The organism is Paenibacillus sp. JT31N17 (genome assembly GCF_056269255.1).
The window spans coordinates 14047-34614 of sequence record NZ_JBWDNP010000017.1 but is presented as its reverse complement, the minus strand read 5'-3'; the positions used below and the strand labels follow the sequence as shown (position 1 = coordinate 34614).

The 20568-nt window shown below is 53.4% G+C and carries 16 protein-coding genes; 7 read left to right on the top strand and 9 right to left on the bottom strand.

Translation table 11 applies throughout. The annotated features are described in order from the left end of the window. Positions 1 to 10: 10 nt before the first annotated feature. The 7 genes from AC0YOB_RS32295 to AC0YOB_RS32265 form a co-directional block, all read right to left on the bottom strand. Positions 11 to 895: an HAD family hydrolase gene (locus tag AC0YOB_RS32295; protein WP_475796280.1), complete on the bottom strand. Its 885-nt coding sequence runs from the start codon at positions 893 to 895 to the stop codon at positions 11 to 13. Beyond that, complete coding sequence (locus tag AC0YOB_RS32290) at positions 867 to 2033, bottom strand: ABC transporter ATP-binding protein (protein ID WP_475796279.1); 1167 nt, start codon at positions 2031 to 2033, stop codon at positions 867 to 869. Before AC0YOB_RS32290 ends, AC0YOB_RS32295 begins: the two co-directional genes overlap by 29 nt. Before the next feature lie 13 nt (positions 2034 to 2046). After that, positions 2047 to 2952, bottom strand: a complete 906-nt coding sequence (locus tag AC0YOB_RS32285; protein WP_210045771.1) for a carbohydrate ABC transporter permease — start codon at positions 2950 to 2952, stop codon at positions 2047 to 2049. A gap of 28 nt (positions 2953 to 2980) precedes the next feature. Then, positions 2981 to 3931, bottom strand: a complete 951-nt coding sequence (locus AC0YOB_RS32280) for a carbohydrate ABC transporter permease (RefSeq protein ID WP_210045770.1) — start codon at positions 3929 to 3931, stop codon at positions 2981 to 2983. Positions 3932 to 3941: 10 nt separating this feature from the next. Further along, positions 3942 to 5408 carry an ABC transporter substrate-binding protein gene (locus AC0YOB_RS32275; protein WP_475796278.1) on the bottom strand — a complete coding sequence of 489 codons (1467 nt, stop codon included), beginning with the start codon at positions 5406 to 5408 and terminating at the stop codon, positions 3942 to 3944. Positions 5409 to 5478: 70 nt separating this feature from the next. Further along, positions 5479 to 6186: a GntR family transcriptional regulator gene (locus AC0YOB_RS32270; RefSeq protein WP_475772316.1), complete on the bottom strand. Its 708-nt coding sequence runs from the start codon at positions 6184 to 6186 to the stop codon at positions 5479 to 5481. A 221-nt stretch (positions 6187 to 6407) separates the two neighbouring features. Then, positions 6408 to 6680 (bottom strand): hypothetical protein, encoded by a 273-nt coding sequence (locus AC0YOB_RS32265; RefSeq protein WP_475796277.1) that lies wholly within the window; start codon positions 6678 to 6680, stop codon positions 6408 to 6410. A gap of 51 nt (positions 6681 to 6731) precedes the next feature. On the opposite strand from AC0YOB_RS32265, the gene AC0YOB_RS32260 reads away from it, so the two are divergent. The 5 genes from AC0YOB_RS32260 to AC0YOB_RS32240 all read left to right on the top strand — a co-directional run bounded on the left by AC0YOB_RS32260 (position 6732) and on the right by AC0YOB_RS32240 (position 15081). Then, positions 6732 to 8873, top strand: coding sequence for an MGH1-like glycoside hydrolase domain-containing protein (locus AC0YOB_RS32260; protein ID WP_475796276.1), 2142 nt, complete (start codon positions 6732 to 6734; stop codon positions 8871 to 8873). A 158-nt stretch (positions 8874 to 9031) separates the two neighbouring features. Then, complete coding sequence (locus tag AC0YOB_RS32255) at positions 9032 to 10018, top strand: ABC transporter permease (RefSeq protein WP_475796275.1); 987 nt, start codon at positions 9032 to 9034, stop codon at positions 10016 to 10018. Continuing rightward, complete coding sequence (locus tag AC0YOB_RS32250) at positions 10014 to 10892, top strand: carbohydrate ABC transporter permease (RefSeq protein WP_475772380.1); 879 nt, start codon at positions 10014 to 10016, stop codon at positions 10890 to 10892. The genes AC0YOB_RS32255 and AC0YOB_RS32250 overlap by 5 nt, the downstream gene beginning before the upstream one ends. A gap of 214 nt (positions 10893 to 11106) precedes the next feature. Then, on the top strand, positions 11107 to 12648 hold the full coding sequence (locus AC0YOB_RS32245) for an extracellular solute-binding protein (protein ID WP_475796274.1): 1542 nt from the start codon (positions 11107 to 11109) through the stop codon (positions 12646 to 12648). A gap of 150 nt (positions 12649 to 12798) precedes the next feature. Continuing rightward, a complete protein-coding gene (locus AC0YOB_RS32240; protein WP_475796273.1) occupies positions 12799 to 15081 on the top strand; it encodes a helix-turn-helix domain-containing protein in 2283 nt (760 codons plus the stop codon). A gap of 227 nt (positions 15082 to 15308) precedes the next feature. Here AC0YOB_RS32240 and AC0YOB_RS32235 read toward each other — a convergent pair whose 3' ends face one another. Together AC0YOB_RS32235 and AC0YOB_RS32230 are read right to left on the bottom strand one after the other, a co-directional pair. Next, complete coding sequence (locus tag AC0YOB_RS32235) at positions 15309 to 16346, bottom strand: stalk domain-containing protein (protein ID WP_475796272.1); 1038 nt, start codon at positions 16344 to 16346, stop codon at positions 15309 to 15311. Positions 16347 to 16497: 151 nt separating this feature from the next. After that, positions 16498 to 16926, bottom strand: a complete 429-nt coding sequence (locus AC0YOB_RS32230) for a hypothetical protein (protein ID WP_475796271.1) — start codon at positions 16924 to 16926, stop codon at positions 16498 to 16500. Between the two features lie 1100 nt (positions 16927 to 18026). On the opposite strand from AC0YOB_RS32230, the gene AC0YOB_RS32225 reads away from it, so the two are divergent. Further along, positions 18027 to 20003 carry a stalk domain-containing protein gene (locus tag AC0YOB_RS32225; protein ID WP_475796270.1) on the top strand — a complete coding sequence of 659 codons (1977 nt, stop codon included), beginning with the start codon at positions 18027 to 18029 and terminating at the stop codon, positions 20001 to 20003. Between the two features lie 47 nt (positions 20004 to 20050). After that, positions 20051 to 20413, top strand: a complete 363-nt coding sequence (locus AC0YOB_RS32220) for a VOC family protein (RefSeq protein ID WP_475786705.1) — start codon at positions 20051 to 20053, stop codon at positions 20411 to 20413. Positions 20414 to 20568: the final 155 nt, after the last annotated feature.

The window sequence follows — 20568 nt, the reverse complement described above, 5'->3', positions numbered from 1 at the left end:
AATTGTTTTGTCAGGTACCCGGCCATCCATGCCCGGACGGCCAGGTAGACTCCGCAAAATCAATGACATCAAGCAGCGCCGATTTCTCGTTGCTGCGGGCAAGCACATGCGCGGCGGCGGCCTTGACGACGGGATTGGCGTTCGCAACGGCAAACCCGTTGCGGACCGATCCGATCATCTCCAGGTCGTTCAGATTATCTCCGACAGCGGCGAAGCCGTCCGCTTCCGCTCCGACCAGACGAATCATCGCCGACAAGGCAATGCTCTTGTTGATCCCGGAAGGCAGCACCTCAAGCAGCTGCCGCTCGGATTGAACGGTATTAAGGGGGATTGCGGATGCGGCTTTTTGAAAGCTGATAATTTCGGCTTCTGGCCCAAGCAGCATAAGCTTGGTGACTTTGCCGGAGATGGACTCCATCCACAGCGGCGATGCCTTCTCGATGACGACGCCGTCCTTGCGCATCTGCTGCTTTACCTGCTCCGATATAGCTGTAGTGAATATACCCTCCTGGTGAAACAGGAGCAGATCGAGGTGACCGGCGGTACCGGCCTCCTCGTACATGCGCATAACATGGCGGACTGCGGCCGGTTCCAGATAGTGCTCCGTCAGATAGGTGCCCGAGACCGGATCATAGATGCGGGCGCCGTTGAACAAAATAACGGGTGATGTCACCTGAAGCAACGAGATAAACGGCATGGCCGCGCTCAAGGTTCTTCCTGTAGCGAAAGTGAAGCGTCCGCCCGATTGGGTGAAGCGGGCGATGCGCCGGACAAGCTCGGGAGGAATCTGCTGTCTGGAATCAAGCAGCGTACCGTCCAGATCGGAGACGATCCAGCGGATCGGGATGCTTTGCCCGGTTTGTTGATTAGAGGGAATAGGCTGCTTGTTTAACAAAAGGCATGTCTCCCGTTTCACTTATTTTCGGCTGTCCGCCCGCGGCGGGCAGCCTGAGGTTCTCGCCCGATTCCCGGTCGAACAGGTAGTAATCGGCGTCCAGCCGAATGGCGATTTCCTGATGCTCATCAAGAGATTCGGCCATATCGGCATACACCTTTATGGCTGTATCGCCAATCCGGATATGAACGAGGCGCTCTCTTCCGGTAAATTCAACCGAAGCGACTCTGCCTCTTAAATCGGTTTCCCTGAATTGGTCGGTTGCCGTGATCAGCGAGACCTGATGGGGACGGAAGGCAAGCCGCATCTGTTGACCCTGATGCAGAGCGCTGAGCCCGGAGCCGCCATTGACGGGAATAGTCTGGCCTGTATCTGCTATCTGCAGGCAGCCGTCGGCGCTCCAGCTGCACATCAATTCATTCATTGCGGGCATGCCGAGAAAATTGGCGACGAACCAGTTTGCAGGAGCGTTGTACAGCTGAAGCGGAGTGCCGATCTGCTGCAGTTCCCCGGCGTTCATCACGGCAATTTTGTCGGACATGGAGAGAGCCTCCTCCTGATCATGCGTGACCATAATGGTTGTAATGCCCAGCTCCTTCTGCAGCCGCCTGATTTCTTCGCGCATATTTCCCCGCAGATTTGCGTCCAGGCTGGACAAGGGCTCATCGAGCAGCAGCAGCCCCGGCCGTTTCACAACCGCCCGGGCAATGGCAACCCGCTGGCGCTGTCCGCCGGAGAGCTGGCCCGGCTTGCGCCGCAAATAATCGCTCATCTGCACCATCCGCGCCGCCTCTTCGGAGCGCTGCACTCTTTCTCTGCGGGCAACGCCCATATTTTTCAGCGGGAATTCGATATTTTTCAGAACATTCATATTCGGATACAGGGCGGAATTCTGAAAAACCATGCCGATTCTCCGATCCTTCGGCAGCACGTTGTTCACCCGGTGCCCGTCGAACAGGATATCTCCCTGCGTAGGCGGGAAGATACCCGCAATCATCAGCAGCGTGGTGGACTTGCCGCAGCCGCTGGGGCCCAGAATCGTCATCAGCTCGCCGTCCTGCACCGACAGGCTCAGGTCCTTGACGGACGGCGCTTCCGCTTCGTAGCGTTTGGAAACATGCTGCAGTTCAATGCGCATGACGAAGCCTCCTTTACATTTTCATTCTCATCAGCGCGCGCTGGGAGAAGAAATACAGAATCAGGCATGGCAGCATATAGAAGCTGCCCACTGCCATCACGACGCCATAGCTTGCCGTGGACGTCTCCGAGAACAGACTCCGGACGATCAGCGAAAGCGTGTTGATATTGTCGTCAAACAAGAAAACCGAAACCATGATATATTCGCCCCAGCCGCTCAGAAAAGCGAACAGGGAGACCGCCACGATCCCCGGCCAGACGAGCGGCAGATAGACCGCCACGAACGTCTTGATCCGGCTGCTGCCGTCTACGCTGGAGGCCCATTCGAGCTCCTTGGGCACATCGTCGAAGAAGCCCTTGATAATCCAGGTCGACATGCCGAGTCCGGCAAAGCCCTTCAGCAGAATGATGCCGCCGAGCGTATTGATCAGCCCCAGCTCGTTGAGAATATAGAAGGAAGCGATCAGCGACGTCACGGCAGGGAAGGCATGAGTAAGCATCGTGGAGTGCAGCAGTCCGTTCTTCCCCGGGAAATTGGCGCGGGAAATGACATAGCCCGCCATCAGGCCGGCGGACACCTCCAGCACGGAGGAGCCGACGGCAATGATCAGCGTATTGGCAAAAATGCCCCAGATGCTCGGATAGACCATGCCGTCCACCTTAAGCTCCGACCAGAGGAAGCTCCAGTTCTGAAAGGTAAAGCCATGCGGCATGATGCCGTTGACCATCTCGCCGCCGAATGAAATCAGAATAAGCCATACATAAATAAACAGCAGCGGTACCGTCACAATGGTCAACAGGACGATCGATAATAGATTGGGCAGTCCCCTGATGCGTCCGATCCGGACCGGCGGCGTAAAGCTCTCCGATCGAACCGGACGAACCGGCAGTGTACCGGCTTCAACCGTTTTGCCTGGCATGATGTATAAAGCCTCCTTTCGTCGCCCGTCAGCGGGCGCCTCCCATTAATTTGCGGAAGCCGAACAACCGGTACGACACCACCATGGCAATGACAATGATGGGCAGTATGAACAGCGAGATTGCCGAGCCATAGCCAAAATCCAATGTGAAGAACGCCGTATGGAATGCGTAGAGCGCCCAGGTTTCCGAACGGTTGGCGGGCCCGCCGTCGGTCAGCAGCAGGATGGATTCGTAGCTGGTGAGCAGGCCGAGCCCCTGCCATACCGCAAGAAAGGTAAGCGGCCACCGGAGAAAAGGAACGATCAGCTTCCATAGAATGCTCCATTCGGTGGCTCCATCCACGCGGGCTACATAGAAATAGGATTTGTCCACGGCCTGCAGCGCAGAAGAGAATACGATCATGGACAGCGTAGATCCCATGACTCCCGACAGCAGAATATTGATCAGCATCGGGTATTTATCCAGCCAGGCTACAGGCTCCCAGCCGTACCAGGCATTCATGATCGTATTCAGCACACCGTACTTGCTGGGACTTAGAATCCATGTCCAGAGCAGCGCCTCGACCACGCCCGGCGATACGCGGGGAAGCAGCCAGATCGTTCTGAACAGGGAACCGACCGTCTGATTGCGCACATAATGGGTGGTCGTTACCGCAATGACAAATCCCCAGGCGATCTGTATGACCAGCGTCGATATGACGAAGAGGACCGTATTGGCGATAATGAGCCCGACCTTGGGGTCGATCAGCGCTTTGCGGAAATTCGTCAGCCCGCTGAAATCGAAGCGCAGCGCCGAGTCCATCGAGGTGAAGGCGATCAGGATGACGATGACAGCCGTCGCGGCAAACAGGACGAATTGATTAAACAAAAACGGACTCAGCATCATTCCCGAGATGCCGTATTCCCGCAGCTTGCCCCGCAATCCCCCAGCTTCCTGCTGGGGGAATTGCGGTTTGGTATCGTTATGCATAGCGTTCATGCCGACCACATCACTTTACCGTAAATTTGTCAAGATTCAGCTTCATTTGCTCTTCCATCCATTTCACCGTTTCTTCGGGGCTTTTGCCTGAAGTGATGTTTTTGATGGCATCCGTATAAATTTTTGCGAATTTGGGCTGGTCGGGATCATTCGGAATAAATTTCGAATAGTTGATCAAATAGCTGTTGGCATTCAGCCATACATTGTCCTTGATCTGCTCCTGACCCTCCTTCGTGAACGGAAGATGCGAGCTTTGCTCATCATGCTCCTTCTGCAGCTCCGGCGCGCTGACATAGGTCAGCAGGCGTTTGGCCAGCTCCGGGTACTTCGTTTGCTTGCTGACGACGTATGTCCACGGTCCGGATACGGTGACGGGCTTGCCGCCTTTCTCCGTAGGAGGCATCAGCATGACGCCGATATTTTGCATAATGAAGTCCGTCGAAACGTTCCCCTGCGTTTTCTCCATGCCGCGCGTTCTCCATTTCGCTTCATCCCAGACGCCGGCGACCATGAACATCGTTTCTCCGTTGATCATTGCCTTCAGGTTGTCGTCCTTGGGAGCTGCGAGTGCAGCTGCAGGCAGCACCTTGGAATCGAGCAGCTGTTTGATCCACTGCAGCGTATCGGTCATATGGGCTTTATCCAGCACATATTCAGCCTTCTCCTGATCATACATCTCCACATTGTGACTGTAGAAGAGGAGAGCCAGGTCGCTCTGGCCGGTAGTCGGCACAAACCCGTTCTGGACAATCTTCTGGTCGACGGCGTCCTTGGCGATCTTGTCCATGTCGTCCATCGTGAATTCGCCCTTCTCGACCTTGCCCGGCAGCTCCGTGATCTCTTCATCCGTCCAGCCAAGCTTCTTCAGCGCAGGCTTCCAGAAATAGACCGGGCGGGCTTCCGTATCCTGAATGACGCCCCAGACGCTCTTATCCCAGGTCACCGCATCCCAGTAGCCGGCAATCTGGTTTTTGAAGACGTCTTCTTTCTCAATTCCGTCGAGATTCAGCAGATAATCCCCGTCCGCCATCCAGCCGATATTGGAAAAGGTGGTCGCATAGATATCGGAGGCATTGCCCGATTTGGAGGCAAAGATGAAATTTTGCTTGAAATCCTCGTCCGCCAGCGGCTTAACGACGGCGTTGACCTTGACCCGCTGCTTGGCGTTTTCCTTTTCCAGCTGGGCATTGAGCATATCGGCAGCTTTAATGAAATTGTTCGCCCGGGCCGGAGCGGAGGAGTCGGGTGTCATGACTTCGATCGGCACGATTTCCACATCTCCGGTCGTCTGAACGATGTTCTCCTTCGTGCCGCCTGTATCGATATCCGAGGCCGTATTGGGGTTCTGGCCGCTTTCCACCTGTTTCGTATTGTTGGCTGTTTCCTGAACGGCCTGTCCGCATCCGGAAAGCAGCAGAGTCAGTACGGCAATAATTGCGGCAGTGTACTTCCAGTGAAGCATGGGCTGGATTTTCACGTAGCATTCTCCTCGACAAATGAATTTTGGACAATCGGATGCTCAGGCGATGAAATCGCGAAGCCGAATCTCAGGTGCGCCTGACAAAAAAACGGATCATATCGTTGCGCATAAAATCGTACGAGAGAAAGACCGGCGCCCCCTTGGCATCGTAATGCACCTGAATGAATTTCAGCAGGGGGGAATTGCTCATCTTCAGACGATACGGGAGCATGTCCTCGTCCGTCACGGCGCATATTTCCATCAGCGCCTCCGAGATCGTAATGCCATACTTCTGACTGAGGCATTTGGTCAATGAGCCGGGCTCGAACTTCTCCGGAAAATCGGCTCCCACAATACTTTGGGGAAGGATGTTTTTGGAATAGACCACCGGCTCGCGGTTGGCCGTTCGAATCCGGTCGATGACAAATACAACGTCCTGGCTGTTCAGATCCAGCAGTTGAATCTCCTGCGCATCGGGCTTGCGTTTGAAAATCTGAACCTCCAGATCGCCCTCGGTCAAATTCGCGTTTCGAATCAGCTCGGTGATGCTGGAAAAGCGGTTGATGGTGCTTTTCATATGCTGGCCCTGACGCCGCACATAATAACCCGACCCCTGGATGCCGTGAATCCGCCCAAGCTCGATCAATTGCTTGAGTGATCTGCGGATCGTTTCCCGGCTTACCTCGAACCGGCTGCACAGCTCCTTCTCCGTCGGCAGTCTCTCGCCTTCATTGAAGAGTCCCTGATCAATTTCCCGGATGAGAGTAGCGCAGATATCTGAATAACGATTTGTCATAATGGACTCCATTCACTCCTTGCCATGGCCACAACTTAGGATGATCACCTGTATTCAGCATAAGTGCCGAATGTTAGTAGGGAATAAAGAAAAGTGCGACGAATGCTAACTGCATGTAAAGCTTCGGTTAATTTGTCTATATAAATTTTTCCTTTTCTCCGGATGAAGTGCCTGTTTTCAAGGGAAATGGGGGTTTTGGTGAGCGTATGGGGGAATCTGGATCATAATTTGTCTAGAACAATTTTTGAGAAGAAGGTTTGATGCCGAAAGGGCTGCAGCATGACTTGATCAGCGCGGTGCAAGCCCGCATAACGCTCACGCCTGATTTCAACCCCCGCTTCACAGGCCGGAAATGAATGCTCCGCAAAAGAAATTGAATACGATGCGCCTTCAAAAGCCTCATCCCTCCGAGGAACGCCCAAAATGCCCCGGAAATGAATATCGACCTGAACCGGAACCGTCCTTACGATGAAGAAGGGCAATGTCCGTGCCATAAACATATTCCCGCGGACAATGCAAACTGCAGTGTAAGGACCGGTGAGACGATGAATTTTCAATTGGATGACTTTGCTTTCGATTTGCGGGCGAGCCTCGCACCAGCCAATCATATCTGGGTGGGAAGCGGCAGAGGCACGGTCGCTCCCCTTGCCAACACGGCGGCAGGCGTGAAAGGCTTGTTCTCCCCGCCGTTCGCGGCGCGCGACGTTCAGCTGCTGCTGGATATCGAGGCCGACGGGCATGCGGTTAGCGATACCGGGAATTTGGGGAAGGGGGACTGCGGGCTGCTGTACGCAGGGGGCGAGTGGCGGCCGGACCGGATTACGCGCCGAGGCACGTATCACTATATGCACGAAGGCCGGCTCATCTCCTTATCCTTCCGGAGCAGTCTCGTACCGCTGGCGGACAACGCCGGGTTTGTGCTGAGCGCGGCAATCGTCAACCGCACGGACCGGAGCATGCAGGTTGGCGTTAAGCCTCGTCTGACGCCGGGGCGCCTCCGCTTCCAGCCGCTGGAGGACTGGGATTATGGGCACCCTGAGCCGGGAGAACCGGCGCAGATGATCGCCCCCGGTATTTGGGAGAATGGTGAAGTGCGGCTGACGCTGCTTCAGGACGACGTGCAGCCATCCCTGCTGGCGCCGGGCGAGGAAGCGGTATACCGCTTGTCCGTTGTGCTGACGCGCTGCGGCGAGGAATGTCCGCCCGGAAGCTTGGCGGATTGGGAGAAACGGACGGAAGATGTCTGGCGGGAGCGTATTGAACGGATGTGCGGGTTCGTGCCCCGTCTGGAAAGCGATATTTCCGGGCTGGACGAATATTATAACCGTTCCCTTGCCAGCGGATTGGTCTGCCTGTGGGAGCATCCGGATTTCGCCATGTCGCCTTTCCCGGTTGTGTCCGGCATGGAGGGTGCGGGAGTTTGCTGCTATCCGTGGGATACGGGCGGCTACGCGGGAAGAATGCTGGCCATGATGATCGGCAGCGGCAAAATGATTGAGCTGGCGACGCTTATGGCCAATAGCGGCATCGAGAGCCATTCAAGATTTTCGCCAAGCGGCGCTGGCAAGGACGTGCCCTATTCCTACAATATGTGGTCGTTCTTTAATCTGGTGTGGAGCAATATGCAGCAGAACGGCGAAGGACGCCAGCTGTACGGGACGATGCACAGGCTGCTGCTGAGCGAGGAGGAGAGGTTTCCAGCCCGCTGGGAGCTGCTCGATTACGGCAGCCAGCATAATTTGCTGGAAATGAGAAGCGCCGCGCATGAGCATATCGTCGCAAGTCCCAACGCCGAGCGGGCCTGGTGCTATGAACTGCTGGCGGACCTGGCCGAACACCCGGATGTTCGGGATAGCGGCGAAAATGCCCGTCCAGGCCGGAAAGCCGGGCAGATGGAAGCCGGGCAGATGGAAGCCGGGGAGGAAGAGGCTCAAGGGAACGCGCCGACCGGACAAGCCGCGGTCGAACAAGCGGCGTTATGGCGGGGCAAGGCTGAGCGGATCCGGCAGTCGATCCGGGATCATCTGTGGGATGAAGAGGCGGGGTGGTTCAATTGCGTCTACCCGGACGGGCATCAGGAACGTGTGTACACGATCCAGGCATACGATGCCCTGCGGATGGGCGTGTGCACCGAATCGATGAAGGAGGCGCTGTTGTCGCATCTGCGGGAAGGCGCGTTTCTCGCTCCTTATGGAGTGAGCAGCATTTCGGCGGAAGATCCGCTGCATTATGAGTTGAACGATCCGGATTGGTCGGGCGGAGGCTGCTATACGGGAGAAGCGGCCATGCTTGCCCTTATCTTATGGGAAACCGGCGAATCCGCGAAGGCTTGGGATGTATTAAGGAGATTGCTATGGATGGGGCGGCATTTGCCGTATTTTCCCCAGGAGCATTACTGCGACCGTCCGGCGGTGCCGGCTCATAAACGGGCTAACGTCATCGCCGGCCTGTCCGGCGCCGAAGCCATTTTGTTCGGAATGGCAGGTCTGCAGCCCGCTCCGGACGGATCGCTTAAGGTTTTTCCGCAGCCGCCCTCCGAGGGACGGGTTTCCATCACGGGATATATGCACAGGGGACGCCGCATCGACATCCATATGAAGCCGGCTCATTGCGAGATCGTCTGCGACGGGACAACTGTCTATGAAGGCATGCCCGCATTAATCGTCATCCCATGCGGGACTGAATAGAAGATGATAAGCAAGTGGCAGAAAATGAATATTCTTGCCCGTTATTTACCGCTTTTGCCTTTCATGCGGGCAACTGGGAACATAATGATTATCGACGGAAACGGAAGCACGGCATTACGATGGGGATGTCAACGTTTTCAGGGAAAGGTGGGTTCAAGATGAGAAGGGCAGCGGCTTCAAAGCCGGGGAACCGGGCGGACGGCAGCATAACCTGGCCGCAACCGTCCGAACGGGGATATTTCAGGCAGCTGTTGCTGGATATTGGCAAGGAGAAACTGCTGTATGCCATGCTGCTTCCCGGCCTCTTATTTTTTGTGTTGTTCAAGTATCTGCCGATGCTTGGCGTCGTTATTGCATTTCAGGACTATCAGCCGTTTGCGGGCATTCTGCACAGCCAATGGGTCGGCTTGAAGCATTTCCAGCGCTTCTTCGCCGATCCGGCCTTCTGGATGCTGTTCCGCAATACACTGGTGCTGGCGGTGTACAATCTGCTCTTCTTCTTCCCGCTGCCTATTATATTGGCGCTTATGCTGAACGAGGTGCGGAAGCAGGCATACAAGCGGATTGTGCAGACGGTCATTTACGTTCCGCATTTTATTTCATGGGTCGTCGTGGCCGGGTTGACCTACACGATGCTGACTACGGAAGGAGGGATCGTCAACGAAGCGCTCGCTTCCATCGGCGGGGACAAAATCAACTTCCTGCTGAGCCCGGACTGGTTCCGCACGATGATCACCTCGCAGGTCATCTGGAAGGAAATGGGCTGGGGGACGGTTATTTTTCTGGCAGCGCTGGCTGGCGTCGACCTGCAGCAGTACGAAGCCGCACGCATTGACGGCGCCAACCGCTGGCAGCAATTATGGCATATCACGCTGCCCGCGCTCAAGACGACGATCGTGATTCTCCTTATTCTGCGGCTGGGCAGCTTTCTCGATTCGGGCTTCGAGCAAATTTTCCTGATGCTGAATTCCGGAAACCGCGACGTGGCGGAAGTGTTCGATACGTATGCCTATACATCCGGCCTGCTCAATGCGCAGTTCAGCTACAGCACCACAGTCGGACTGTTCAAATCGGTCGTCAGCCTCATTCTCGTTCTGTCAGCCAATACGCTGGTGAAGAAATTCGGCGAGGAAGGGGTGTATTAGCTTGGGGAATCGCACATGGGGCGGCAGAGCGTTCGACGCGGCCAATTATACGCTGCTGGCGGTTATCGGCCTTATTACCGTCCTGCCGTTTCTGTTTGTCATATCCGGTTCGCTGGTCAGCTCGGAGGAGCTGCTCGTCAAAAAAATCGTGTTTATTCCGACGAATATTTCATGGGATGCGTACCGGTTTATTTTTGCCACAAAAGTTATTTACCAAAGCTTGCTGAACACCGTGCTCATCACCGTCGTCGGAACCTTCATCAACCTCCTGATGACGACGCTGATGGCCTATCCGCTCTCCAAAAAAACGCTGCGCGGGCGGAGCAAGATCATGCTGCTTGTCGTATTTACGATGCTCTTCAACGGGGGCATCATTCCGACGTACCTCGTCGTCAAAAGCTTCAGCATGCTGGATACGTACTGGTCGCTCTGGATTCCGTCCGCGATCAGCGCGTTCAATCTGATCCTGCTGCGCAACTTCTTCCAGCAGCTTCCCGAAGGGCTGGAGGAATCGGCCAAAATCGACGGCTGCAACGAGCTGCGCATTCTATTCTCTATCGTGCTGCCGCTGTCGCTGCCGGCGATGGCGACCTTCGCGCTGTTTTATGCCGTAGGGCACTGGAATTCATTCTTCAGCGCGGTCATTTATATCAACGATTCGAATATGTGGCCGATTCAGGTGTGGCTGCGCCAGATTGTCATGCTGTCGGCGGGCGGCTTCGGCGACGCCGGGGCGTTGTCGGAGGTCGTCGTTCCGCCGGAGAGCATCAAATATTCGGTTATCGTGGTGGCGGCGCTGCCGGTCCTTCTGCTTTATCCGCTGCTGCAGAAGCATTTTGCCAAGGGCGTACTGCTCGGCTCGGTAAAAGGATAACCGGCCTCTGAGCATATACGGGCTGTCTTATATGCAGCGGGGAGAAACGAACTGCACCGCCGGTCGGCGGCAGCCGGTTCTTCTTCCCTTATCGGATCTGCAAGTTTCAGGTCTATAAATTTCTATAAGGTTTCAGGAAGAAACCAGCTGCACCGCCGCCGGTGTCGGCGGCAGCCGTTTCTTCTTATATAATTACAATAACGGAGGGTGTTCAATGAGAAAGACGAGAAGGTTGAAAATGAAAATGGCAGGCGCCGGCGTAGCCGCGATTGCGGCTCTGTCCCTGCTTAGCGCTTGCGGTGGAGAAGCGGGAAACAGCGGCAACAACGCTGCCGCACCAACCGGAGAGGCAGCTCCGCAGACGGTCGGGATCAGCATGATGTCGCCGTTCTATTCCGCTCAGCCGCCGACGACGGACGATTCCAACGCCGCCTTCAAGGCGCTGCAGGAGAAACTGGGCGTTAAGCTGGATGTGACGTTCATTCCCGGAACGACGTATAACGACAAGTTGAATGTGATGCTCGCTTCCGGCAATCTCCCGCAGGTGATGGTTGTACTGGACAACAAGAATGCAGCCATCATTAATGCGGTCCGCTCCGGGGCCTTCTGGGAGATCGGCCCGTATATCAAGGATTATCCGAATTTGCAGAAATACTGGAACGACCAGATCGCCAACAATATTTCCGTCGACGGCAAAATTTACGGCATCTACCGCGACCGCCCGCTGGCGCGCAAAGGAGTTATTTTCCGTCAGGACTGGCTCGACAATCTGGGACTCCAGCAGCCGGAGAAGGTCGACGACTTGTATACGATTGCCAAGGCTTTTACTCTGGACGATCCGGACAAGAACGGCAAGAATGACACGTTCGGCCTGTCGCTGTCGGACGACAACCTGATGACGGATACGACCGTCGTGATCGAGACGGCGATGGGCGGCTTCAACCAGTGGGGCGTCAAGGACGGCAAGGTTACGCCGGACTTTATGACGGACGAATATATGGAAGCGCTTAAGCTGCTCAGAAAAATGTACGAGGAGAAGCTGCTCAACCAGGATTTTGGCGCGGTCAAGGGGACGAAGCTTCAGGACAACATCAATCAGGGCAAAGCGGGGTTGTATATTTCCAGCATCGACGACGCGAACGCCAAGCATTCGGATCTGTTCAAGCTGAATCCGGAGGCCAAGATCGATTTCGTGCTCGGGCTCGAGGGGCCAAGCGGCGACAAGCTGCCTGCGAACTCCGGCTATTCCGGCGTATTCATGTTCCCGAAATCCAGCGTCAAGACGGAAGAGGATCTGAAGCAGATCCTGACGTATTTCGACAAAAACATGGATCCGGAAGTCTTGAAGCTGTTTGCATTCGGGGTGGAAGGCGTACATTATAAAACGGAGAACGGAAATCCGGTGTTTACGAACGAACAGCTGTGGAAGGATCAGGTCGATACGCTGAGCCAGCTCCGCATCGCGCCTTCGGACCTGACGTTTCCGACCGAATCGGACGTAATGAAGAAAGTGAAGCAGCTGTATAAGGACAATGTGCCGAATGCAGTGCCAAGCGTGATCGAGCCGTTTATCTCCCCGACTAATTCGGAGATCGGCGCAGAGCTGGTCAAGGTGATCAACGATGCCCGCGTCAAATTCATCATGGGCGATATCGATGAAGCCGGCTTCGCCAAAGCGACGGAAGAATGGCGCAAACAAGGCGGCGACAAGATCATCGACGAATTTACCCAGGCCTACAATAGCGTGCAAAAATAATAACGTCGCGGCTTTCCGCCAAGGCGCCTCCTGCATCGGACCCGTCCGGTCGGGAGGCGCCGCATGTGCCGACATTCCCGCGGTATTGCGGCCTTGCAGGCAAGAATGCTCGGGAAAGACCGTCAGACATGAGCGGCGGAGGCTTCATTTATGAAATTGTATGCATCTTCTTTTTTATCCAAGCTCTTATGGTTCAGCTTGCTGCTAGGGACGTTCCCGGTCATTGTACTGGGGGCTTTTTCCTATTTCAAAGCGTCTGAAACCGTGCAGACGAAAGTATACGAGAGCAATCAGCAGCAGCTGCAGCAGACAGAATCGCAGATCGAGCAGATGCTCCGTCTCGTCGATTATTCGGCCATCCAGTTTATGAATCAAACGGTCGTGACGTCCGCCCTGCGGGGAGAGCTGCACAGTAATAGCAGCGGGGTGCGCACGGTGAAGGAACTGCTTGAGTCGATGAGCAAGCAGCAAAGCAATGAGCTCGGCATGATGAGCATGCAGCTGATCAGTCTGGCGAGCGGCTGGTCGGTCGACGGCACGGGGCTGTCCGGGATGTCCGCGGAGGAGCTGAAGGGTTACGGGAGCTGGGTCCGCGATCCGAGAACCTCCTTCTGGATAGCCGGTCCGACGACCGTCAAGCTGATCAAAAAGATTCCCGCTTATTCCGCGGATCCTACGGGACTGCTTATATTCTCCGTTCCGGCTTACGAGGTCAACAAGCTGATCAGCAGCGATACGAAGCTCGGCAAGGTGCTGGTGATGGACGAAGAGCGTCATGTTATTTCCGGCATTGACGGCGGTCTGCCGGACAATCAGCTGGAGGAGCCGCCCCTCGATGGGGAACCGGATGAGCCGGGAGCGGAGTACGGGTTCTATAAGTCCCGCATCGGACAGGAGCGGGTAGGGGTAAGCTACCGCAAATCGTCCTATAACGGCTGGGTATATACGTCTATCGTTTCGATCGACGAGCTCAACAAAGAGGCACGGGATATCGGCTGGTTCACCTTGTACCTGTGTCTGGGCATATTGGCCGCCGCTCTGCTCATTTCGTATCTCGGCTCCAGAAAAATGTACCGGCCGATCCGGAACCTGTACGAAATTGTGCGGAATTTGCCGGAGACAGACAGGACAACTGCGACAAGTGATGAATTCGTCCTGATCAATGAACGGTTTCGCGGACTGCTGCAGCAGGAATCCCGCCTGCTGCAGGAGGTACAGGGACAATCCCGCAATGTGAAGGAATATTTTGTATTCAAGCTGTTTCAGAGCGATATGACCAAGACGGAAATCCGCGACAGGCTGCTGCTGTTCGGCGATCCTTTGAACTGGAGCGGCATGTGCGTGATGGCGGTCCAGATCGATACGCTGTCGGATACGCGTTTCCGCGAGCAGGACCGGGACCTGCTGCTGTTCGCTGTCAACAACATCGTAGCCGAGCTGGTTGCGGCGGAGCGGAGACTGCCCCCCGTGGTGATGGGAGAATCCCAGATTACGCTGCTGGGCGGTACGGAATCCGACCCTCAGCGGTTCAAGGATCAGCTCGACTCGCTGGCGCAGCAAATCATGAAGACGATCGACAGCTTCCTGAGGCTGAAGATCAGCATCGGTTTCAGCCGGGTCTTTGCCGATATCAAGCAAATCCGGCATGCTTACGGGGAAGCTCTTACTGCGCTCAAATACCGGATGAAGCTGGGCGCGGAGTCCATTCTGTTCATCGGCGACGTGCAGCCGGAACAGGGCTTGCCGCAGCATTATCCCGATGCCCTCGAACGCGAGCTGCTTGACTCGCTGAAGCTTGCGGACCGGGAACAGGCTTTCGGGCTGCTGCCCCGATTGATCGAGGCAATCGCCGTCGATGACCGGACGCATGAGGAATATTTCATGTCATTTGTACGTCTGCTGCTTCAGATGCTGCAGGCTTTCAAGGAAGCCGGGGTGCATCCGGGCCGGTTGAACATGACGGAGCAGTCCCTGTTCATTCATCTGTTTCAATTGAGGACGGTCAAGGAGGTGGAGCTGTGGTTCCGGCATGAGGTGATGGGGCCGCTGCTTCAGCACCTCGAGCAGCGGCGCGAAGAGCAGTATCAGAGCATTTCCAGCGGAATCGTCCACATTATCGAAACCGGCTTCGACACCGATCTAACGCTGGAGGTTTGCGCCAAGCGGATGAACTACAGCCCGAATTATTTGAGCAAGGTATTCCGCAAGGAAACGGGCGTTAATTTCAGCGATTATTTGGCGGAATACCGCATGAGGATGGCGCAGCAGTGGCTGACCGAAACGGATATGAAGATAACGGAAATCGCCGAAAAGCTGAAATACAACACACCAGCCAACTTTATTCGCTATTTCCGCAAACTGGAGGGCATAACCCCGGGCCAATACCGGGAAAAGCATTTGAATAAAACAACAAGCGGCTGCCGGCACCAGTAAAACCGCTGAGGTACGATATTCCATGGTATATGAACGAATATGATCGTTGAACTTCCAAAGGGCTTGCCGCAGGGCAGGCCCTTCCCTTGGCTTACCTGAGGGGCAGAAATGCTGCATTTCAAACGGAAACCAAAAAGGCCGGGAAACGATTTTACCCGTTTCCCGGCCATAGTTAATTTACAGGTTCTGATGGCGTAATCAAGCATTTCTTCTAGCCAGGAAAGCGTTTAGAATAATCTTCTGGCCGTGACAAAACGTTTCTTCCACTTTTCATCGAAATCCTCGAAGTGAACGCCCTGCTCTTTTGAATAAGTATGAAGAACACGGCCGTCTCCCGCATAGATCCCCACATGCCCGATATCGAGCCCGCGGGCACTGAAGAACAGAAGATCGCCTTTGCGCAGCTCGTCAATCCCGACCTTGTTTCCCTCTAAGGCCTGGTCGTAGGAGACTCGCGGCAGATCGATGGATAATGCTTCGCTGAAAACATACCGGACGAAAGAGGAGCAATCGAACGTGTCGGTCTGGCCGGAGGCGGCTCCGAACTCGTAAGGGGTCCCCAGAAATTTGGATCCGAAGGCGAGCAGCTCATCCGCTTGCTTATCGGCTAGCGCCGGGCTCGTATAATCGGTATACAGCGGTTTGGCCGAGATGAAACCGACTGTATTATCCTGGGCCTGCACTTCCAGCCAATCGGCGTCTATTTCCCGGATGACGTGGATTCTCTCGTTTTTTGAAAGCATTCGGATGAGGGGGGAATCCGTATCTTTTCCGGGAGAGACGCGCAGGTTGACGCCGTATTCGATCGTGGTTTCATAATCATGCACGGATGAAATCGTAATCGAGCGGGAATATTCATGCCATTTTACGAGATTCCCCAGCGTTTCGCTAATAAATCGAAGGGGAACCATGGTAGATCCGTCGATAATTTTGCCGGATACGGGCAGCTCCAGCCTTACTTGATTTTTATAAGCGGTTTTTTCTCCAATTTTGTATGTAAGGATGGCTCCGTCTTTAACCGCAGTAATCGTTTGCGTACCCGCATCCCAGGAAATTTTTGCGCCTTCAGCCTCGAAAATTGAGCGCATGGGAACGAAACTGTAGCCCCCTTCAATAACCGGCGCAGTCTGAAAGGACAGCGGATGCCCATCCAGAAATACAGAAGGCGGCGGATTCGTCTCGGCATGGACCGGCGCTGCATGGACCAGCATCATACTCATAAGCGCTGATGCAGCGCCTGTAAGGAAGCAATTTCTAATCTTCATGTTCAGACTCCTCTTCCAGAGTTTTCTTTTGCAATGTATAAACGCAGCCGCAGGACGTTTGTTTCTATCCAATTATTGGAATAAAGAAAAAAAGCCGGGCAACGATTTTAATCGCTGCCGGCCTGGGTTGAAATAAATGAGTAAAAACGGCTTAATAAAGCGTTTCTTCCGTGATGTTGTAATAGCCGGTAAGGTTATTGGAAGTGGTCAGAACGATTTTTGCGCTTGCGTATCTTGCATAGGTATTTTTTGTAAAACGAATTTGTGTCCCGTTATTGATGATCTCCGCTTTAAAATCCCCCGCAGAGCCGATTGTCGGGATCACCGTTACCGAAGTTATATTTTGCTGGAAGTTAACAGGAAGAATTCTTGATTCCGGGGAAACAAGCAGCCTGACGTCACCGAGATGAAACTGAATGTTAATGGGCACATGCGGAATCGTCAGGATCGGGCCAGCTCCTCCTCCTCTTAAGGCAGACGACGAATCAGCTGCGGCACTTGCGGCTGCCGGAATGCTCAACATTGCGACAGCGGCCAAAGCAATTCCGGACTTTTTGATTGTTTTACGTAGATTTCTCACGATTAATATTCCTCCATGATTCCGTTTATTTGGTGTGGACCTCTTCCTCACAAGATTGAATAATAACGGTTCCAAGTGAAGTCGGATATACTCAAAAATCCAAGTATATACATGACAGAGACAGGAATGGTCCTAATTTATGGGAATTACCGCAACTTTTCTACATCAAAATCGTCTCAAGTGCTGGACTACTCCAAGGGCCATTTGCCCGTTCAGATCGCATTATTAATTCTTCTTTCTTTTGCTTACTCTTTTATGGAATCAAATGTGATTTACTATGTTAATAAGCTAATTCAGAATTCGGGAAGAAAAAATAAGTTTTGCATATATCCCTGAAGGCGGTGACTTATATATGCAAAGACAATTCAAAATCGAGTTGAAGACACTGTTTGCTTCGCTGTTCCTGGCTATTTTGTTATTTTTTTTGGTCGATCTTTTTACCTTTACATATAAAGGAGACGGCGTTTCAGGCAATGGTAATTTGGGATTGATCTTTGTTTATCCTGCTGTCCCCGTTTACTTATTCATGTTGGTTTTCATTTATAAAGTCAGTCAATCCTGTTGTCGTGATCGAAAAAACATGGTTGTCTGGCCCGTGGCTTTACTCCTGTTGATCTGCATATGCATCTATGGGGAATATCGTTTGGCCCAAGCACTCATTCAGAATTTAGGGGGAGGACCCGAAAGTCCTGATTCTGTGATTTACAGGTGGGGCTGGTTAAATCAATATACAAATGTCCTGTTTTTTAACTTCTTCACGTTTACTACTGGAGTGCTGCTGACCTTATTGATCAGCTCCTGTGTTGTCATAGTTAGAAGAAGCCGCTCAACCAGTAATCATATATAGTCATATATTCGACGGGCAGATTAACCAAACAAGTTACTATCATGATTCGCCGCGGCAGCAGCTTATTCAATGAGATTAAGTTCTTATGGCATTTATCATACAAGTATTCGCTTCATGATGATCATAAAAATGGAAGCTGTTCCATTTCTTACGCAACTTTTACCTGACAGCAAGCGTTAAACATGTCATGGAAGCTTGCTGGTGTCTTTTGCCCAGGTGGATCCGTAATTCAGAGAATTGAAGGAGATAAAAAATGAAAACGTTTAAATCAATAAGGTGGCTGCTTATTTTATCTTTCCTGATCATGCCGTTTGCGAACATCTCCCATTCAACCGTGACGGCTGCAGGAGAAATGTCGGATACGGTTATCCTTCAAATGAACAGCAAGGTTATGGTTCATAATGGCGTCACCATGAATTCGGCCCAGCCGGTCACAGTGCAAAATGGCACAACATTCATCACACTGAGCTCGATCTCTGCGCTTTACGGTTACAAGGTCTCCTATAACGCGGCCACCAAAGAAATTACGGCTGCTAACGATTATCACGATCTTATCTTCAAAATCGGCAGCACGATTGTCTACGGAGACGGCCTGCCTGTCAAGATTGCGATTGCTCCCTATATCCTGAACGGTTCCCTGATGGTTCCGGTCCGGACATGGTCGAATCTGGCTGAGAGCACATTGGTCTTAAGCGGCAAGCAAATTACGCTTTCCTGGAATGTGCTCAAGCAGCCAACGGCGGATTTTGCCGTCGAGCCGGGTGAAATCATCGCAGGGGAGACGACAGTGAACTATATCGACAAGTCCACGAACCCAAGCGGCCAGCCCTACGTGCAGGACTTTTACACCGGAAGAATGGATGTTTTCCCTGCTGCCGGTTCCTATACGATTACAAGGCAGGTTCAGGATGTGAATGGCTTGTGGAGCGAGCCGTACTCGGTCACGATTGAGGTTCAGCCGCAGAATATGCCTCCGGTCGCAAGCTTCACGACGGATAAGCAGGAGTATCGGCTTGGCGAGAAGATCAACTATACGGATCTAAGCACAGATGACAGCAATGAAATCGTCCGTAGAACCTGGACCGGCGATGATGACGTGTTTTTCGAGCCCGGGCTTAAGACCGTCACGTTGGAAGTGCAGGATGCCAAGGGACTGACCCATTCTGTTACACAGACGATCAATGTCACGGATGAAGTGCTCTATACGCAGGATGAATACTATAAGCTGTTTGCGGAGCCAGGCGTTAAGTTTCCCATGGAGAGCAAAAACGTTCTGGATTACCCTTCGCTGCCTTACAAAATTCAGGATGAGGGATCCCAGTTTGTCCGCAGCAACAGCCCCGAAGTTCTTTCGGGAGAAGGAATAGCCTATGTATCGCAGTTGACGGGGCAGGTTCGCTTCATGTTTCATAACGTTAACAAAATCGGTTATCCGGCAAAGATTTATCTTGTCGCGACCAATAATAACAGCTCGTCGGTTACCGTTAGCACAGGATCGGTTGGTATAGGCGGACCGGATCCCTATGTGGATAAATCCGGCAAGATGGCGGTTCTGCGCTATATGAATTCACTGGTTGCCCGGCCGGCGCCGACAACTACAACGATCAAGCCGGGGCAATCCGTCACCCTGCTTCCGGAAATATCCAAGATTGCCTTGAAGCAGAGCGATGTCTTCACCGCTTACGCAGACCTGTATGCGGACAAAGAGCTGACCTACCGCGTGGTGGTCGTGGCATCCTCCAAGGACCCGATTCAAGAGATACCGAACTTGAGTATTCTGGAGCGCAACGATCATCATGTTCGCGGTACGTTCAACAAAGCAAACCGGGCTATCGAGATGTCCGATACATTGGGCGAAGAGCCGGAGCGCATTATGCTCGGCGACCGTACGATGGACTCCTATACGGATGGAATTGACGAAATTACGGGCCAGCTTGAGCTGAATACCGGCAACTTTGGCGTCCTGTACAAGATGCGGCTGCAGCATGTGGCTCCCCATACCCTGATTGCGCTTAACCCCCGGGGCGGCATATATACCGGAGCCTTTATCGTCAACGGCCAGGTCGTCCAGGCGGCTAACGATGGCGCGCTGAAGGACAGCGGTCAAGCCGTTGCTCTGTACCGGACGGGCGATTCCGAGGAATCGGTTGAAATCGTGTTTACGATTGCAGCAGGAAGCTATACGCCGATCGCCATGCTGTTCCTGCCGATGCCAGCCAAACGCTTGTAGGTTATCGAGCCGCTGCTGAGATTCATTCAAATACAGGAGGGATGACCATGAAAGCCGTTAAACTTCGTCCATTCATTCCATCAGGCCAGGATTATACGCTTGCGCAGCGATTTTTTGAGGATCTTGGATTTGAGAAAGTGTACTCCGATGACGGATTGAGCATCTTCCGGATGGGGGAACAGGAATTTTTTCTGCAGAATTTCCATAATCAGGAGTTCCAGGAGAATTTCATGGTAGAGCTGATTGTCGAGGATCTTGATGGCTGGTGGACGCATATACAAGCAGTTGTCCGCGAGAACAATTATCCTGTTAAAATAAAAGAGCCGACAGTCTATCCCTGGGGAAAGCGTGAAATCAACTTAATTGATCTATCCGGTGTTTGCTGGCATATTTCGGAGGCAACCAAATAGAATTCACCCAGGCGGTGAGTTAAGGCGAGGAGTCCAGGAATTCTTGGGCTCCTTTTTGTTTTGCACCGTATCCCCGTGGGCTATGAAGATATTCAATATTCCAGGAAATCTTTAAATCGATCAAGGGGGTTGCGCCAATGCAGTACCGGGGGAAA